Origin of the sequence: Burkholderia sp. Bp9012 (genome assembly GCF_003853825.1) — a bacterium.
Taxonomy (GTDB): Bacteria; Pseudomonadota; Gammaproteobacteria; order Burkholderiales; family Burkholderiaceae; genus Burkholderia; species Burkholderia diffusa.
This window is the reverse complement of the sequence record NZ_QTQA01000031.1, coordinates 56,808-74,246: the sequence shown is the minus strand read 5'-3', so window position 1 is coordinate 74,246 and position 17,439 is coordinate 56,808. Positions and strand designations below refer to the sequence as shown.

The following is a 17,439-nucleotide window of genomic DNA, read 5'->3' as shown; positions in this document are numbered from 1 at the left end:
TTCGCGATCGTCAGGTTCACGTTGTCGACGGCCGTGCTGTCGCCGAATTTCTTCACGACGTTTTCGATGCGCACGAAGGCATCGTGGCGCGCGCCGGCCGCGGCCGGCGCATCCGCGAGTAGCTGGATCATCGTCGTCGCCCTCAACCGCCCGACTTCAGCTGCAGCCACAAACGGTTCTGCATCCGCGCGATGTCGGCGCTTCGCGGCATCGCAAGCGACGTCTTCGCGAGCGTGCCGTCAGGCAGGTAGACGTTCGAATCCTGTGCGATCGCGGGCGTCACGAACGCGCGCGCGGCCTTGTTCGCGCTCGGATAGAAGATCTCGTTCGTGATTGCCGCGTTGGTCTTCGGATCCTCGATATAGTTGATCCACTTCAGCGCGGCTTCCGGGTGCGGCGCATCCTTCGGAATCGCCATCACGTCGAACCACAGCAGACCGCCTTCTTTCGGATTCACGTAGCGGATTTCGTACGACCGCTTCGCGTCCTGCGTGCGCCGCCGCGCGATGCTGACGTCGCCCGACCAGCCGAGCACGACGCATACGTCGTTGTTCGCGAGATCGTCCGCGTAGCCGGCCGAGCTGAACTGCGTCACGTACGGGCGGATCTTCTTCAGCACGTCGTAGGCCGCCTGGTAGTCGGCCGGGTTCTTGCTCTCCGGATCCTTGCCGATGTACTGCAGCGCCGCCGCGAATGCGGCGTCCGGCGCATCGAGCAGCGAGATACCGCAGGCTTTCAGCTTCGCGGCGTTCGCCGGGTCGAACAGCAACGCCCAACTGTCGGTCGGCGCGGTGTCGCCGAGCCGCTTGCGGACCGCCTCGACGTTGTAGCCGATGCCCGTCGTGCCCCACGCCCAGGGCACGCCGTACTGGTTGCCCGGGTCGGCCTTCGCCATCATCTTCATCAGCGCCGGGTTGAGGTTCGCGAGATTCGGCAGCTTCGACTTGTCGAGTTTCTGATACACGCCGGCCTGAATCTGCTGCGCGAGATAGTTCGATGTCGGCACGACGATGTCGTAGCCCGAGCTGCCTGCGAGCAGCTTGGTCTGCAGCGTATCGTCGCTGTCGTAGCTGTCGTAGCGGACCTTGATGCCCGTCTGCTTCTCGAAGTTCGGTACCGTATCCTTCGCGACGTACTCCGACCAGTTGTACACGTTCAGGTTGGACTCACCCGCGTGAGCGGACAGGCCGGCCGCGAGGGCGAGCCCCGCCGAGGTGGCGAGCGCGGCGCGGAAGGCTGGACGAGGGCGAATACGGATACGCATGAGGATTCTCCTTGTGATGGCGATCGGCTGTTGCGCCCGGTCCGGTCCGGACTCGCGTCAACGCCGTCAAGCGGCGTTCAGCACAAGGGTCAATGTAGAGATCGCGGCCCGCACCGTCAGTCCCGAAAACCGGGACAAACGGCGATGTCGATGAGGGCCGTTTGGGTAGATTCCCGCGTAGGCAGTCGAAAATATTCGTGATACCTGTAGCGCCACCTGAAATCTTCGAAACACGACGCCATGAGCGCTGCGCTTCCCGCCCCCGATCTCCCGCTGAGCCACGTCGCATTCGTGACGGAAACGCTCGGCGACATCGCACAAGCCGTCGGGACGCCGCAATTCATGCGCGCCGTCTACGACACCCTCGTGCGCTATGTCGACTTCGACGCCGTGCATCTCGACTACGAACGCAGTGCATCGTCGGGCCGGCGCAGCGTCGGCTGGATCGGCAGCTTCGGCCGCGAGCCCGAGCTGGTCGCGCAGGTGATGCGCCACTACTACCGCAGCTATGCGAGCGACGACGCCACGTACGCGGCCCTCGAAACGGAAAGCGACGTGCAGTTGCTGCAGGTATCGTCGCAGCGCGTCGCGAGCGAACTCCGGCATCTGTTCTTCGATGCCGGCGATATTCACGACGAATGCGTGATCGCGGGCGTGACGGGCGGCACGCGCTACTCGATCTCGATCGCGCGTTCGCGGCGGCTGCCGCCGTTTTCGCTGAAGGAGCTGAGCCTGCTGAAACATCTGTCGCAGGTCGTACTGCCGATGGCGTCCACCCACAAACGCCTGCTCGGCGCAATCTCCGCCGACGAAGGGCAACGCGACGCGCTCGATCTCGACCTCGACCTCGTCGCGCAATGGCTGCCGGAATGGCAGGAACGGTTGACCGCACGCGAGATGCATGTGTGCGCGTCGTTCATCCAGGGCATGACGTCGGCCGCGATCGCGCAGGCGATGGGCCTCAAGACGTCCACCATCGATACGTATGCGAAACGCGCATTCGCAAAGCTCGGCGTCGACTCGCGCAGGCAACTGATGACGCTCGTACTGAGAAACGCGTCGCGCCGGCACGACGCGTAGGTTCCCCGCGCGCCGGGCGCCGGCTCGTTGCGCGCGCATTCATCTTCGAGCCGCCTCATAAGGATTCGAAAATTTGTTGGTTCCCTTGACGATGCGCTGTCCGTATCGTTCACCGACTCGTCAAACAAATCGACCAACGGGGGAATCCGACCATGAAACGAATCCGCTCATTCGCACTGTTCGCGCTGCCGGCCGCGCTCTGCGCCGCAGGCGCGCACGCGCAAAGCAGCGTCACGCTTTACGGCATCGCCGACGCGGGCATCGCATACGTGCACAACGCGCAGAACGCGAGCGGCGGCAACGCGTCGAGCCTCATCAAGTTCAGCAGCGGCAACCTGTCGGGCAGCCGCTGGGGGCTGCGCGGCATCGAGGATCTTGGCAGCGGCCTGTCCGCACTGTTCCAGCTCGAGAACGGCTTCAACATCGGCACCGGCGCGCTCGGCCAGGGCCAGCGCGAATTCGGCCGCAAGGCCGTCGTCGGCCTCGCGAGCAGCACGTACGGCACCGTGACGCTCGGCCGCCAGTACGATCCGGTCGTCGATCTCGTGCAGGGCCTCACGCAGGACAACTACTTCGGCGGCGTATTCTCGACGCCGGGCGACCTCGACAACTACGACAACAGCCTGCGCGTCAGCAACTCGGTGAAATACACGAGCCCGCTGATCTCGGGCTTCCAGTTTGAGGCGCTGTACGGCTTCGGCGGCGTCGCGGGCGCCACCGGCAACGGCCGCACGTACAGCTTCGGCGCGAGCTACGCGAACGGCCCGCTGTCGCTCGGTGCCGGCTTCTTCTACGCGAACGGCGGCTCGACGGTCGCGAACGGCGTGCGCACGTGGTCGAGCAGCTCGGACACGCTGTTCAACACCGTGATCAACCAGGGTTTCTCGAGCGCGAAGTCGATCCAGATCGTGCGCGTGGCCGGCCAGTACGTGGCCGGGCCGGCGACCTTCGGCCTCGCGTATTCGAACACGCAATACGGCGCGGACACGCTGTCGGCCTTCACGCAGAACGCGAAGTTCAACAACGGCTCGGCGTTCTTCAACTGGCAGTTCTCGCCGGCGCTGCGCGCGGGCGTCGGCTACAACTACACGTCGCTGACGGGCCCGGCTTCCGCACACTACAACCAGGTGAACCTCGGCGCGGACTACGCGCTGTCGAAGCGCACCGACCTGTATGCGCTGTTCGGCTATCAGAAGGCGAGCGGCAATACGCTCAACGCGAGCGGTGCGACCGTGAAGGCCGCCGCGTCGGTCGGCTCGTACGGCGTGAACTCCGGCACCGATACGCAGGAACTCGCGGTCGTCGGGATTCGCCACAAGTTCTGATCGCGACATCGCATCGCGCGAACCACGCAGGCGCGCACCATGGTGCGCGCCTGCGCCGTTTACGCTGTCGCGTTCCCACTCGAGACGTTCAGATCGACCTGGCGTTCGAACCGGGCGACGCGGTTGCCGTACGTCGAAACGCCGGCCTAATGCCGCCGCAATCCGCCACCCCCGCTCATGCCACCGAATGAATGCATGCCGCCGAACCCGTGGCCCCCGCCGCCGATGAACGGGCCGCGGTGAAAGCCCGACCCCATCGGCATGCCGAAGTGGCGATGATCCATCCGGTTGAAGTGATCGAAGTGGTGGAAATGACGGAACCGATCGACGAAGATGAAGCTCACGCCCGCGCCGATGAAAAGCGGCGGCCCCCAGTACCACGGGTCGGGATACGGATAGGCCGCCGCCGGGTACCACAGCACGCTGCCGTCGTCGCTTTGCACGATCTGCCATGTGCCATCGCGTTGCAGGCACGCTCGCCCCACGATTTGCTGCTCCGTGCCGTCGATGTTCGCGTGCGCGACGACCGCGCGGCAGTTTGTGCCGTAGTCCGGCAATTCGTCGTCCATTTGCGCAAGGACAGGCGCGGAAAGGCAAAGACAGACGATGCCTATTCCGAATCGAAACACGGTGCACATGATCGGCTCCCGCATTGTTGCCCCCGACCACTCCACCACCGGTGTCACTGGCGGCGCCCGGCACGCCGGTTTGCTTGCGCAAGATTCATCGCGCGGCGGTAACGGGCCGCCGCTTCGTATCGGGTCTCCTGACAGCAGAACGAAGCAGCACGCCCGGTTATTCCAGGGGTCGGGATGCGAATGAAGGAAGCGGGAACCGTCGGCAATCGTTGCCGCGGTGAGCGTCAACCCGGGCGTTTGACGACGTGGTAGACAGCCGCTGCCGTGACCCCGAATACCAGATGGGCCACCAGCGTGATCGCGCCGCGAACCGCGATGAACCACGGAAAGATCGCCGTGAAGGCGTGAAGGTTGACGCCGTACAGGATGAGTCCGAACACGCCGCCTGCGAGAAGCGCCGCCCCGAGCGACATGTTCCGCACCACCATCGCCAGCACGGCCGCATAGGCAAGCGAGAGCGCGGCATGCACGAGTGTCGCGACACCCATGACGATCGGATCGAAGCCAGTGGACGTTCCGAGCACGCTGCGCCCCAACACGATGGCTGCCGTCAGGCGCGCATCGCGAAACAGATTCCGGACGGCATCATCGCCGGCGATCGACCAGAGCAGCAGCTCGATGACGGTCGACCCGACCGCCGCGCCAAACGCCGCCCAGAGAATCGGGACCGGACTGATTCGTTTCAATTGGCGCCCCCATGGCGACCGGCTGATGTATCGCCGCGGCGTGCGGCCCATCCGCTGCGACTACGATCGGGCAACTCGTGCGTGCGATACCGACCCGGGCCGCCACGCAACGTTACGACGCCCCTTCGCAGTCCGTCCAGTACGCAAACGGATCGCGATGCTTGGGATAGTTCTCGTCAAGCCATTTCAGCAACGTCGCACGGGCATTGTCCATATCGGCCTTCAGCGACGATGTCGTCAATTCGTGCACTTCGATGGACTTTTCCCGATCGATCACGAAGCAGTTCCAGTCGGGGCCATCGAGATCCGGATCGTCGGACGCCTTCGATGACTTGCCCCAGCCGAACCCCTTGCGGGCGTCGATGTAGTACCGCGGGTTCACTTTCAGATACGACATCTCGCCGCCCTGCAGGCTGCTCTCCGCGCGCAGCACGTCGTGTCCGTCGACGATCTGCGTAACTTCCGGAAGCCGGCGCGATCGCCATCCGGCAGGCAGCTTCGCGATGGCCTGAACGCTATCGTACGTCCCCCACTCGAGGCCCCACGCTTCGGCCATGCGCTTCATGAACGCGTCCGCACCCGGATAGCCGCGCAACTGGATTCTGGTCGATAGCGTCACTTCCACCCGGCCGTCGGCGTCGGTAGACACATCGTCCCCCGCCGCATCGAACGGATTGCCCGGGCGTGACGCGCTCTTCGCATCCGCCGGCGCAATGCCGGAGAACAACTGATCGAGCGCCGCACGCGCTTTCGACGACTTGTCTGGTCTGTTCATCGTGTACCTCCGGTGCATCCGAACGACTGCAAAATTACTCGATTTACGTTCATCTCTCCAACCTCATCATTTTCCGCGGTCGCATTGTCGACGATCCCGCGGCCCATCTGTATGTATCCACGCACAGGCCTCGGGCGCGCCGCCGAAGCAGGCCCCCACGCCCACACAACCTAACTCTGTTCCCCCAGCGCCGCCCGCATCCGCTCCATCAACGCGAGCACCTCCGGCCGATTCTCCCCCTTCGCATGCACGAAGTGATAACGGAGCGGCGAATCGACCTCACGACGGCTCACCCGAACGAGCTCGCTGCGCTTCAGATATGCGTCCGCGAGCGGCGTTCGCGCCAGCGCCACGCCGAGCCCGGCTTCGGCTGCCGCCAGCACCAGGTTGTAATCCTCGAAACGGCGATCCTGCGCCCGCGGCTTGAACGGAATGCCCAGCGACTCGAACCAGGTGCGCCATCCGGTCACGTCGGAATCGTGCAGCAGCGGCATCTCGAACAGCGCGGCATCGCCGCGCCGGCGGCGCATCTTTGCCAGTTGCGCGGCGAGCCGCGGATGCGCGACCGGATAAAGCCGTTCCGGCATGAACGCGCGGGTTTCGAGCTGACGCCAGTTGCCGCGCCCATACCGGATCGACAGATCCGCTTCGCCGCCGGCGATATCGACGTTGCGAAGCTCGATGCCGAGTTCGATGCGCAACGCGGGTGCCTCGCTCTCGAGCGCCTGCTGCCGCTCGAGCAGCCAGAGCTGCGCGAATGCCGGCACCACACTCATCCTGACCAGTCGCGGTGTGCGCGGCGAGCGCCACTGATCGGCCGCGCTGTCGATGATCGCAAACGCCTGTTCGATCCGCCCGACGAAGCGCTGCCCGTCCGGCGTCAGGCGCACGCCGCGTGCATGACGTTCGAACAGTGCCATGCCCAGCCAGTTTTCCACGGCGGCCACCCGCCGGCTGATCGCGCCGTGCGTCACGCCGGAGACGTCGGCGGCCGCCAGGAACGAACCCTGACGCGCAACCGTACACACGGTCTCCAGGCTGGCGAGCGGCGGCCGCGGGCCAGGTGCCGGCGCTGCAATCGGCAGCGCATCCGTCACCTGACTTGCGCGCGCCGGACTCGCGGCTCGCCGCCGAACCGAGCTGTGAGTCATGGTCATATCTGGATGTTGATCTGTGCGCTAGCTTAACATCTCGCGACATCGCACCATTGCCGCATGAATACCCTTTCCTCACCGTCGTCGCGCGGCGCGCGACAACCGCTCGTCGCGGCAGGCGCGGTCGCGTTCACGATCATGTCGTGGGCCTCCGCATTCCCGTTCATCCGGATCGGCCTGCACGGCCTGGCGCCCCTGCAACTCGCGGCGGCGCGCTTTGCTACCGCCGCGTTGCTCGTGATCGCGTGGCTTGCATGGCGACGGCCTCCAAGGCCCACGAAACGCGATGCGTTGCGCTTCCTGGCCTGCGGTTTCCTCGGCATCGCACTCTATAACGCACTGCTCAATACCGGCGAGCAAACCGTATCGGCCGGCGCGGCGAGTTTCATCGTGAACACGCTGCCGATCTTCACCGCGGTGCTTGCCGCGATGTTTCTCGGCGAACGATTCAATCGGTGGGGATGGCTCGGTTCGCTGGTCAGCCTCGCCGGCATCGGCGTAATTGCGCACGGGCAGCCGGGCGGGCTTGTGCTCGGCTCGGGGAGCACGCTGATTCTCGGTGCGGCCCTGTGTTCGGCGAGCTATTTCGTGTTGCAGCGGCGGCTGATTCCCGTATACGGCGCGCTGCCCTGCGCCGCGTACACGCTGCTGGCCGGTGCGCTGCTGCTCACGCCCTGGTTGCCCGGCGCGCTCGACTCGCTCGGCGGCGCGTCGCACGACACGACGCTGGCGGTATTGATCCTCGGCGTATTTCCCGCGGCACTCGGTTACGCGACCTGGACCTTCGCACTCGGCTATTTCGGTGCGGCGCGCGCAGCCAACTTTCTCTATCTTACGCCAGCGGTGGCGACAGCTCTGTCGATGATGCTGACGGGCGAGCGGCCCGGCATCGAGACGGTATGCGGCGGCCTGCTGGCGATTGCAGGCGTGATCCTGGTCGCCTTGCGCGGGCGATCGCAGGGTCGGGATCGCAACGCATAACCTCACCTGCCCGTCGAGCCGGAAGCGGGCAGGCCCAGGCGAACTCCGGTATCTGCGGAGCCGAGTGCAATGTGCGGGCCGTCGGCCTGCGCCAATTCGTCGATGCCGACGGGCTTGACCGTTAGTTGCACTCGAGGAAGCTTTTCCATGAACCCGGCTGCGCGAAGGCGAGTGTCCAAACTGTGCAGACAAATCGACCGAACAGTTCCCGACTGACCGCACATCAGTGTCCATGGCTTCGCCCCTGCGACCGGCCGAATAATGGATACCGTCGTAAGGCCATCGACAGCGAATCACAGCCTTTGGCTCGCTGCGGCGCACGATTTCCAGCATCCGGCACCCTGGCAGTCCGGGCGCCGAACCGTGCCGCGCCGCCCACTACGCGATTCGCCGCAGCGCGCAAAATCGGCTTCGGATATATTCATACGAATTGCATGGCGTCAGGCGCGGGGCAGTCGCTCGCCCGGGCGGCATGCAAGCGAAGCCCATGATGGGTACGGAGACTCGTCCGATCGCCCCGGCCCGCAGCCGGCCGGTCGAGACGTCAATAGAAAGACATTCAATTCGGAGATGGCAGATGGAACGAAGCACTGTCGGCATGCGCTGCAAACCCCTGATCACCGTCGCACTGGCCGCCGCCGCGTTCGCGGCCGCGTCGACCGCGATGGCCGACCAGGTCGTGAAGATCGGCAGCGTGGAACCGACGACGGGCGGCATCTCGCACCTCGGCAAGGACAACGAGAACGGCGCGCGCCTCGCGGTCGAGGAAATCAACGCGAAGGGGCTGACGATCGGTGGCAAGAAGGTCACGCTGCAGCTCGACGCACAGGATGACGCGGCCGACCCGCGCCAGGCCACCCAGGTCGCGCAGAAGCTCGTCGACGACAAGGTCGTCGCCGTCATCGGCCACCTGAACTCGGGCACGTCGATCCCGGCGTCGAAGATCTACAGCGACGCGGGCATCGTGCAGATCTCGCCGTCGGCCACGAACCCCACCTACACGCAGCAAGGCTTCAAGACGACCTACCGCGTCGTCGCGACCGACGCGCAGCAGGGCCCGGCGCTCGCGAGCTACGCGCAGTCGAAGGGCGTGAAGAGCGTGGCGGTGATCGACGATTCGACCGCCTATGGCCAGGGTCTCGCAAACGAGTTCGAGAAGAAGGCGAAAGCGCTCGGCCTGAAGGTGCTGTCGCACGACGCGACCAACGACAAGGCGGTCGACTTCCGCGCGATTCTGACGAAGGTCAAGGGCGAGAACCCGGACGCGATCATGTACGGCGGCATGGACGCCACCGGCGGCCCGCTCGCGAAGCAGGCGAAGCAGCTCGGCCTGCGCGCGAAGATCCTGTCCGGCGACGGCGTGTGCACCGACTCGCTCGCCGAACTGGCCGGCCCGGCGGCAGACAACGTGCTGTGCTCGCAGGCCGGCGCCGCGCTCGAGAAGATGCCGGGCGGCGCGGCGTTCCTCGCCAAGTATCAGAAGCGCTTCAACCAGGGTATCAAGTTCGATGCGCCGTTCGCGTACGACGCGGTCTACATCGCGGTTGACGCGATGAAGCGCGCGAACTCGACGGACCCGGCGAAGATCCTCGCGGCGATGCCGTCGACGAAGTATGACGGCGTGATCGGCACGACGACGTTCGACGCGAAGGGCGACCTGACGCACGGGATCATCTCGATCTACGGCTACAAGAGCGGCAAGAAGACCTTCCTCGACCAGGTGAAGATGTAACGCCCCGCGACGCCGGCACGACGGGAACGCCATCCGTCGGCGCCGGCGCCGTGCGGTGCCGATTCAAGTTTTGCGGAGATGAAGCGACATGTGTGCAATGGCGTATGCGGAATTTCAACAGGAGTTGAAGAAAGCGCAGTTGACGGCTCGGGAATTCGCCCGCCTGATCCGGATGAACGAAAGTTCCATCACGAACTATTCGAGCAAGGGCACCGTCCCTTCCCACCTCGCGGTCATCGCGACCCTGATCGGTGCGCTCGCCGCGCACGAGATCGATTTCCGGCACGTCATCGGTAAAACGGGTATCGAGCCGAAACGGCCGCGCGGCGTCGGTGCGTTTCCGGCAGCGCGCAAGCCGCGCGTGCGGAAGACCGCGAAAGCCGGCTCGTGAGCCGGGACGGGCGTCAGTCGCGGCATCGCACGTGTCGTTCGATCCGGCGCGCGCCCGATACCTTCACGCCTGCTGCCGCGCCACACGCGCGGCCCGCCCGTCACACCGCCGCACGCACGTGATCGAGCAGCGCCTGCAGCGGATGACGCACCTGCCGCGCGGACATGCGCTTCACCTGGCTGCGGCACGAATACCCGGTCGCCAGCGCTTCGCCCTCCTCTTCCGGCGCATCGACATGCGCGGCCCACGATTGCGCATAGATCGCCTGCGACGTCTGCAGGTTGCGCGCCTCGTGCCCGTAGGTCCCCGACATCCCGCAGCAGCCGGCCGCCTGAACCGCCAGGCGCAGCCCGCGACGCGCGAACACCTGTGCCCACTGCTTGCCGCTGTCCGGCGCGTTGGTCTTCTCGGTGCAATGCGGCAGCAGCCGATACGGTGCTGATACGCTGTCCGAACACGCGCCCGCCGCTGCCTCCGGCAGCGCGTGCAGCAGCCACTCCTGCGGCAGCGCGACCTTCGGCACGTCGGCGAGCCCCGTCACCTTCAGGTATTCCTGCCGATACGTGAGCGTCATCGCCGGATCGAGGCCGACCAGCGCGACGCCTGAGCGCGCGAGCGCGGCCAGTTGGGTCGCGTTGCGAATCGCCGCCTGCTCGAACGCGCGAAGGAAGCCCTGCACGTGCAGCGCCTTGCCGTTCGGCGCGAGCGGCGCGAGCCACACCTGGAAGCCGACGCGCGCGGCCAGCTCGATCAGCGTCGCCAGTTGCTCGGTATCGAAATAGCGCGTGAACGTGTCCTGCACGATCACGACGCTGCGCGCGCGCTGCGCATCGCTCAGCGCGGCGAGCGCCCGCGGATCGGCCGGCCGCACGTTCCACTGCCGGATCACGGCCGCGAGGTCAAAGCGGCTCAGGAGCGGGCTGTCGACCATACCGAGGTGCCGCTCGAGCAGCATGCGCACCCAGCCGGCGCGCATCAGGCCGTTGTACAGCGCGGGCACGCGCGCCATCCACGGCATCGTGAATTCGAGCGAGCCGATCAGGTAGTCGCGCAGCGGCCGCAGGTAGCGCTGGTGATACAGCTCGAGAAAACGCGAGCGAAACTCGGGCACGTTGACCTTGACCGGGCACTGCCCCGCACACGACTTGCACGCGAGACAGCCGGCCATCGCGTCGTACACCTCGTGCGAGAAGTCGGCTTCCCCGCTGCGCGCGGCGCGGCTGTTGCGCCAGCGGGCAACGAGGCCACGCATGAACGGCTGCCGCGCACGCGCCGCCGCGACGACGTCGATGCCGGCCTGTCCTTGCAGACGCAACCATTCGCGCATCAACGACGCGCGCCCCTTCGGCGACTGCACGCGTTCGCGCGTCACCTTCCACGACGGGCACATCGCGTCGTCCGGATCGAAGTTGTAGCACGCGCCGTTGCCGTTGCAGTGCATCGCCGTGCCGTAGCTCTGCCACACGCGCTCGTCGATCTGCCGGTCATGGTCGCCGCGCGTCGGCACTTCGTCGATCTTCAGCAGCCGCAGCGTGTTGTCCGGCGGCGTCGCGATCTTGCCCGGGTTGAACTGGTTGTGCGGATCGAACGCGGCCTTCAACTGCTGCAGCGACGGATACAGCTCGCCGAAGAACGCCGGCGCATATTCGGAGCGCACGCCCTTGCCGTGTTCGCCCCATAACAGGCCACCGTGCCGCCGCGTGAGTTCGGCCACAGCGTCCGACACCGGCCGCACTAGCGCGGCCTGCCGCGGGTCCTTCATGTCCAGCGCCGGGCGCACGTGCAGCACGCCCGCGTCGACGTGACCGAACATCCCGTACTGCAGCCCGTGGCCGTCGAGCAGCGCGCGGAATTCGGCGATATACGCGGCGAGATTCTCGGGCGGCACCGCCGTGTCCTCGACGAACGGTTGCGGACGCGCCTCGCCCTGCACATTGCCGAGCAGGCCGACCGCGCGCTTGCGCATCGCGTACACGCGCTTCACCGCATCGTCGCCGGTTGCGAGCGTGTGCCCCAGCCGCTCGACGCTCGTGTCGGTGCGCAAATGCTCGACGAACGCGCGCACGCGCGCATCGACGTCGTCGGCATCGTCGCCGCTGAATTCGATCAGATTGATGCCGAGCGTCGGACGCGCGTCGTCCTGCGGAAAATACTCGGCCACGCTGCTCCACACGAAATCCTTCATCGCGAGCATCAGCACCTTCGAGTCGACCGTCTCGATCGACAACGGCTTGAGTTCGAGCAGCGCACGCGCATCGCGCAGCGCGTCCATGAAGCCGGCGTAGCGCACGTTGACCAGCACCGAATACTTCGGGATCGGCAGCACGTTCAGCTTCGCCTCGACGACGAAGCCGAGCGAGCCTTCGGCGCCGCACAGCACGCTGTTCAGGTTGAAGCGGCCGTCCGGTTCGCGCAGGTGCGCGAGGTCATAGCCGGTCAGGCAGCGATTGAGCTTCGGAAACTTCGCTTCGATCAGCGCGGCCTTGTCGTCGCTGATGCGGCGCGCGGTGCGATAGACCTTGCCGATGCGGTCCTGCCGCGCGCAGCGGCGCTCCAGTTCGTCGGCCGTGAGCGCGTCGCTGTGCAGGTGCTCGCCGCCCATCAGCACGAAGTCGAGCGCGAGCACGTGGTCGCGTGTCTTGCCGTACGTGCAGCTGCCCTGCCCGCTCGCGTCGGTGTTGATCATCCCGCCGACCGTCGCACGGTTCGACGTCGACAGCTCGGGCGCGAAAAAGAGGCCATGCGGCTTCAGCGCGGCGTTCAGCTGGTCCTTGACGACGCCCGCCTGCACGCGCACCCAGCGCTCGTCCGCGTTGATTTGCAGAATCCGGTTCATGTTGCGCGACAGATCCACGACCACACCGTCGGTCAGCGACTGCCCGTTGGTGCCCGTGCCGCCGCCGCGCGCCGCCACCGCGACGTCGCGGTGCGCGGGCTCGGCGAGCAGCCGGGCCACCAGCCGGACGTCGTCCGCATGCGCGGGACAGATCACCGCTTGCGGCAGGCGCTGGTAGATCGAGTTGTCGGTGGCCTGAACCGTCCGGTTCGCATGGTCCGCGCGGATTTCCCCGGCGAATCCGGCCGCCTGGAGGGCGGCGAGAAAGTCACGGTACGCGTTGGCGGGCGGGCTGGCGGGACGAGGCAACGGGGCGATCGACATGGGGTAAAGGCGCAAGGTGGACGTACCGGTGTGCTCGCGTGCTCGGAAACATGAGTTTTGAGCAAGTTTCCACGCGGCCGGGAATTCCAGTATCTTTGTAAATTCCGCGAGAAACAAACGAATTCTCATCCGGCGAATATTGCATAAAACTCATGAATTACCGTCGCCTCACCCCATCGATGTCGCTGCTGCTCGTGTTCGAGGCAGCCGCGCGACACGAAAGCTACACGCGTGCAGCCGAGGAACTGTCGCTGAGCCAGAGCGCGATCAGCCGGCAGGTCCAGACGCTCGAGGATCAACTCGGCGTGCCGCTGTTCCGGCGCGAGGGCCGTTCCGTGAAGCTGACCGAAGTCGGGCGCCGCTACTTCGTCGAGCTGAGCGGCGCACTGGGGCGCATCCGCGGCGCGACGCTGCAGGCGATGTCCCACCAGGCCGGCGCCGGCACGCTGCGGCTCGCGACGTTGCCGACGTTCGGCTCGAAATGGCTGCTGCCGCACCTGCACGACTTCTACGCCGCGCATCCGGGCGTGACCGTGCACCTTCATTCGCGGATCGGCGCGATCGATTTCCTCAACGACGACCTCGACGCAGCCATCACCGTCGGCGCGGACGACTGGCCCGGCCTGCACGCGCATCGGCTGTACAACGAGTTCCTGATCGCGATCGCGAGCCCCGACGCGGGCAGGCGCCGCAAGGCCGAAGCACGCACGCCTGCCTGGGCCGCGCAGCAGACGCTGCTGGGCGTAACGAGCAACCAGCAGGCGTGGGCCGAATGGTTCTCGCACTATCGGCTCGACCATCGCCAGATGCGTATCGGCCCGAGCTTCGAGCTGACGTCGCACCTGATCCAGGCCGTGCGGGCCGGGATGGGGATCGGGCTGGTGCCGAAGGTGCTGGTGGAAGACGAACTGAGCCGCAACGAGCTCGTGTCGATCGGTGACGCGATTACCAGCCAGCGCAGCTATTACCTCGTCTATCCGCCGGGGAACGAAACGCTGCCGTCGCTCGTCGCGTTCCGCGAATGGTTGCTGAAGTCGTGCTGAAACACCGCGGGTCAGGCCGCGATCCGATGATCGCCGGTCACGCGCGCCATTCGTCGAGAATCTGCTCGGCGAGGTAGTCGCACGGCGCACGCGCGGACTGCGCACTGCGCGCCAGCACGACCTCGAGCTCCCCCAGCGGCGGCAGCCCGTGGGCCTCCGAAAGCTGAACGAGATGATCGGGAATGCAGCAACGCGCCAGCGGCGCGACGGCGAGCCCGGCCTCGACCATGCTGAGCAGTCCGAGGTAGCTCGGGCTTTCATACGACATCCGGAACGGGATGTGCTGCCGGTTCAGCGCCTTGATCGCGTGATCGCGCGCCATGCTGCCGCCGTGCGTGAAAAAGGCCACCGGCAGCGGCCGCTCTTCCCAGACGTTCCGTTTCGGCGACCCGGTCCAGACGATCGGCTCCATCCGGATCAGCTCGCCGGTCACGCCCTTGATCCGCGTGAGACACGCGAGGTCGACCGTGTTGTCCTTCAGCATTGGCACGAGTGCGCTGCTCGGCTGGCCGATCACGCGCACTTCCACGCGCGGGTGCATCGCGGCGAATTTGCCGAGCACCTGCGGCAGCAGCGACGAGATGTAGTCGTCGGGCACGCCGATCGTCACGCGGCCGCGGATCTCCGGACGCACCACCGACGCCCACGCCTCGTCGCGCATCGCCAGCATCCGGCGCCCGTATTCGGCGAGCGTCCTGCCGTCGTCGGTGGCCGTCACGTTGCGCGTATCGCGGATGAAGAGCGGCTTGCCGAGTGCATCTTCCAGCGCCTTGATCTGCATGCTCACCGCCGACGGCGACCGATGCACGGCCTGCGCGCCCTGCGCGAACGATCCGGATTCCGCAACTGCCACCACCATCGCCAGCACATCGAGGTCGAGCTTCTTCATTTCATTCAGAAAATCTGATCAATCGATTCAGTTTATCCCGTTTTACTGTTCACCTCCACGGTCGGACAATGAATCCCGTCAGCACTCGTTGCAGGAAGCGGAAAACATGCATACGTCCGGATCGCTCTACGGATTTCTCGCCATCGGCGGCATGCTAGCGGTCACGCCGGGGCCGAACATGGTCTACGTGATGTCGCGCTCGATCGCGCAAGGGCGCGCGGCCGGGCTCATTTCGCTGGCCGGCGTGATGATCGGTTACCTGTTCTACATGTTCGGCGCGGCGTTCGGTATCACGACGCTGTTCATGAGCGTGCCTTATGCGGGCAGCGTGCTGGGCGCGATCGGTGCGGCCTACCTGCTGTACCTCGCTTGGCAGGCGGTCAGGCCCGGCGGTCGTTCGCCGTTCGAGGTGCGGACACTGCCGAACGAGCAGCCGCTGCGGCTGCTGGCGATGGGCGCGACGACCAGCGTGCTGAATCCGAAGCTCGCGATGCTGTTCGTGTCGCTGCTGCCGCAATTCATCGACTACCGGCAAGGTAGTGTGTTCGGCCAGTCGCTATTTCTCGGTTCACTGCTGATCGCCGCGTTCGCGTCGGCAAACGGGCTGGTGGCGATCTGCTCGAGCAGCATCGCGAAGTTCCTGCACGGGCGCCCGATGCTGCTGCTCGCGCAGCGCTGGGCGATGGGTCTTATTCTCGGCGGCCTCGGTGTGCAGATGGTTGTCGACGCATCGAAGATGGCGGGTGTGGCGTAATGGCCGCGAGTATGGCTGAAATGAAATCGGCCAGCAGACGCCACACTGCCGGCTGTCACGCACATCAAGCTTTGAACGCGCCGTCGATGCAGCGCATTCACTTCGTCAGCAGTTCGGCTTCCAGCTCGCGCAACCGTTCCGGAAACCGGACGCGCAGCACCAGAAACCACCCGAGCCCGATCGCCAGCAGCGCGACGAACACATAAGGCAGCCATGCGTAGACGCCTTCCGGCACCGGATACACGCTGCCGGCGAGCGGAATCGCGAGCAGCACGACCGCAACGATGCTGATCGCCACGTGCCGCGCGCGAAGCTTGCGCTGCCGGTGCAGATAAAGCGGCGCGCCGATCGCGACCAGCACGTAGGCGAGCAGCCAGCCATACGTCGCGATCGAGCTGAGATAGCCGTACGAATCGAGCAGCGCCGTGCCCCGCGCCGTCAACACCAGCGCGGCCGCCAGCGCCAGCGCCGCAATCAACGCGACTGCGACGTGCGGCGTCGCATTCGTCGCGTGCGCACGCCCGGTCGACGCATGCAGCACACCCTGCCGCCCGAACGTGTAGACGATCCGCGCCGCCGCATTGATCGACGAGAAGAACGCCGCGAAGAAGCTCAACGCCACCCCCGCGTCGATCAGCACGCCGATCCACCCGGCCCCCAGTCGATGCGCCAGCACCGCGAGCGGGCCGTCAACGCGGTCGAGCGGCGGCGTCTGGCCGTGGAACGCGCTCACCATTCCGTATGCGCCGATCACGAACAGGATCGCGGGCCCGACCACGCTGATCAGCACCGCGCGCGGAATCGCGCGAAACGGATCGCGCGCCTCGGCGCCGAGCACGGTCGCGCTCTCGAAACCCGTGAAGCTGAAGAACGCGAGCACCATCCCGAGCTGAAGCTGCGTCGGCTTCACGCCTTCGAGCGTCAGCTGTGCGCGATCGACCGGATGCGTGCCGAACGCGATCGTCGCGATCACGACGCCGGCGATCAGCAGCAACGTCGCGAGTTCGACCAGCAGCGTGAAGCGCGTGGAAAGCCGGATGTCGCGAAACGCGATATACCACGCGGCGAACGCGGTAACGATCGTGAGGCCCAGCACCGTGCCGACCGGCGTCGCGCTACCGAGCAGCCCCGTTTCGCGGCCGAGCACGAGAAACGTGTTGATCGTTCCCTCCAGGATGCCTGCTGCTGCCACCGCATAGGCGATCAGCAGCGACCAGCCGCAGATGGCGCCCCAGACCGGTCCGATGCCGGCCGACACGTACGCGTACAGCGCGCCCGGCGACGCCGCATCCCGCGCGAACACCGAGATGCTCCACGACGAGAACAGCAGCGCGACGATGGCGAACACGTATGCAAGCCACGTGCCGTTACCGGCCGTCGCGAATACGGCAGGGATCAGCACGCCGATCCCGCCCGACACGCCGACGAGCCCGATCGACTGCGCGATCAGTTCGGGCAGGCTCAGGTAGTTGCGCCGCAGGCCGCCCGCCTGCGGCGCGGCGTCTTGCGCAGGCAGCGCCTGCGCGGATGTTGCTGGATAACTCATCGATTTGCCTCGTCAGGGATG

16 protein-coding genes and 1 pseudogene are annotated in these 17,439 nt (G+C 66.1%); 7 read left to right on the top strand and 10 right to left on the bottom strand.

Annotated elements, in window-relative coordinates:
• A pseudogene (locus DIE11_RS31115) lies at positions 1–131 on the bottom strand (polyamine ABC transporter ATP-binding protein); the annotation flags it as partial.
• Between the two features lie 11 nt (positions 132–142).
• Positions 143–1,264 carry a polyamine ABC transporter substrate-binding protein gene (locus DIE11_RS31110; RefSeq protein ID WP_124629322.1) on the bottom strand — a complete coding sequence of 374 codons (1,122 nt, stop codon included), beginning with the start codon at positions 1,262–1,264 and terminating at the stop codon, positions 143–145.
• 240 nt (positions 1,265–1,504) lie between these two features.
• Between DIE11_RS31110 and DIE11_RS31105 the strand changes: the two genes are divergently transcribed.
• A complete protein-coding gene (locus tag DIE11_RS31105; protein ID WP_124629320.1) occupies positions 1,505–2,344 on the top strand; it encodes a helix-turn-helix transcriptional regulator in 840 nt (279 codons plus the stop codon).
• Between the two features lie 152 nt (positions 2,345–2,496).
• Positions 2,497–3,669 (top strand): porin, encoded by a 1,173-nt coding sequence (locus DIE11_RS31100; RefSeq protein WP_124629318.1) that lies wholly within the window; start codon positions 2,497–2,499, stop codon positions 3,667–3,669.
• Between the two features lie 146 nt (positions 3,670–3,815).
• Here the strand turns inward: DIE11_RS31100 and DIE11_RS31095 are convergent, their stop codons facing one another.
• From DIE11_RS31095 to DIE11_RS31080, 4 genes are all read right to left on the bottom strand, one after another.
• Complete coding sequence (locus tag DIE11_RS31095; protein ID WP_124629330.1) at positions 3,816–4,307, bottom strand: hypothetical protein; 492 nt, start codon at positions 4,305–4,307, stop codon at positions 3,816–3,818.
• Between the two features lie 224 nt (positions 4,308–4,531).
• Entirely contained in the window at positions 4,532–4,993 is a 462-nt protein-coding gene (locus DIE11_RS31090; protein ID WP_124629316.1) for a sodium:proline symporter, read from the bottom strand.
• Positions 4,994–5,105: 112 nt separating this feature from the next.
• On the bottom strand, positions 5,106–5,768 hold the full coding sequence (locus tag DIE11_RS31085) for a hypothetical protein (protein WP_059600726.1): 663 nt from the start codon (positions 5,766–5,768) through the stop codon (positions 5,106–5,108).
• A gap of 170 nt (positions 5,769–5,938) precedes the next feature.
• Complete coding sequence (locus DIE11_RS31080) at positions 5,939–6,925, bottom strand: LysR substrate-binding domain-containing protein (protein WP_124629314.1); 987 nt, start codon at positions 6,923–6,925, stop codon at positions 5,939–5,941.
• Positions 6,926–6,982: 57 nt separating this feature from the next.
• Here DIE11_RS31080 and DIE11_RS31075 point away from each other — a divergent pair, with 57 nt between their 5' ends.
• On the top strand, positions 6,983–7,903 hold the full coding sequence (locus DIE11_RS31075; RefSeq protein WP_124629312.1) for a DMT family transporter: 921 nt from the start codon (positions 6,983–6,985) through the stop codon (positions 7,901–7,903).
• 2 nt (positions 7,904–7,905) lie between these two features.
• Here the strand turns inward: DIE11_RS31075 and DIE11_RS36590 are convergent, their stop codons facing one another.
• Positions 7,906–8,052: a hypothetical protein gene (locus tag DIE11_RS36590; protein ID WP_185633849.1), complete on the bottom strand. Its 147-nt coding sequence runs from the start codon at positions 8,050–8,052 to the stop codon at positions 7,906–7,908.
• A gap of 428 nt (positions 8,053–8,480) precedes the next feature.
• Here DIE11_RS36590 and DIE11_RS31070 point away from each other — a divergent pair, with 428 nt between their 5' ends.
• The gene (locus tag DIE11_RS31070; RefSeq protein ID WP_124629310.1) at positions 8,481–9,635 is read left to right on the top strand and encodes a branched-chain amino acid ABC transporter substrate-binding protein; all 1,155 of its coding nucleotides are present in this window, start codon (positions 8,481–8,483) and stop codon (positions 9,633–9,635) included.
• 88 nt (positions 9,636–9,723) lie between these two features.
• Positions 9,724–10,026 (top strand): hypothetical protein, encoded by a 303-nt coding sequence (locus DIE11_RS31065; protein WP_059509270.1) that lies wholly within the window; start codon positions 9,724–9,726, stop codon positions 10,024–10,026.
• Between the two features lie 100 nt (positions 10,027–10,126).
• On the opposite strand, the gene DIE11_RS31060 is transcribed toward DIE11_RS31065, so the two are convergent.
• The gene (locus DIE11_RS31060) at positions 10,127–13,186 is read right to left on the bottom strand and encodes an FAD-binding and (Fe-S)-binding domain-containing protein (protein ID WP_124629308.1); all 3,060 of its coding nucleotides are present in this window, start codon (positions 13,184–13,186) and stop codon (positions 10,127–10,129) included.
• 152 nt (positions 13,187–13,338) lie between these two features.
• Between DIE11_RS31060 and DIE11_RS31055 the strand changes: the two genes are divergently transcribed.
• Positions 13,339–14,229 carry a LysR substrate-binding domain-containing protein gene (locus tag DIE11_RS31055; RefSeq protein ID WP_124629306.1) on the top strand — a complete coding sequence of 297 codons (891 nt, stop codon included), beginning with the start codon at positions 13,339–13,341 and terminating at the stop codon, positions 14,227–14,229.
• 37 nt (positions 14,230–14,266) lie between these two features.
• Here the strand turns inward: DIE11_RS31055 and DIE11_RS31050 are convergent, their stop codons facing one another.
• Positions 14,267–15,118, bottom strand: coding sequence for a LysR substrate-binding domain-containing protein (locus DIE11_RS31050; RefSeq protein ID WP_124629304.1), 852 nt, complete (start codon positions 15,116–15,118; stop codon positions 14,267–14,269).
• 106 nt (positions 15,119–15,224) lie between these two features.
• Between DIE11_RS31050 and DIE11_RS31045 the strand changes: the two genes are divergently transcribed.
• Positions 15,225–15,872, top strand: a complete 648-nt coding sequence (locus DIE11_RS31045; protein ID WP_124629302.1) for a LysE family translocator — start codon at positions 15,225–15,227, stop codon at positions 15,870–15,872.
• Between the two features lie 97 nt (positions 15,873–15,969).
• On the opposite strand, the gene DIE11_RS31040 is transcribed toward DIE11_RS31045, so the two are convergent.
• The gene (locus tag DIE11_RS31040) at positions 15,970–17,418 is read right to left on the bottom strand and encodes an APC family permease (RefSeq protein ID WP_124629300.1); all 1,449 of its coding nucleotides are present in this window, start codon (positions 17,416–17,418) and stop codon (positions 15,970–15,972) included.
• Between the last annotated feature and the right edge of the window lie 21 nt (positions 17,419–17,439).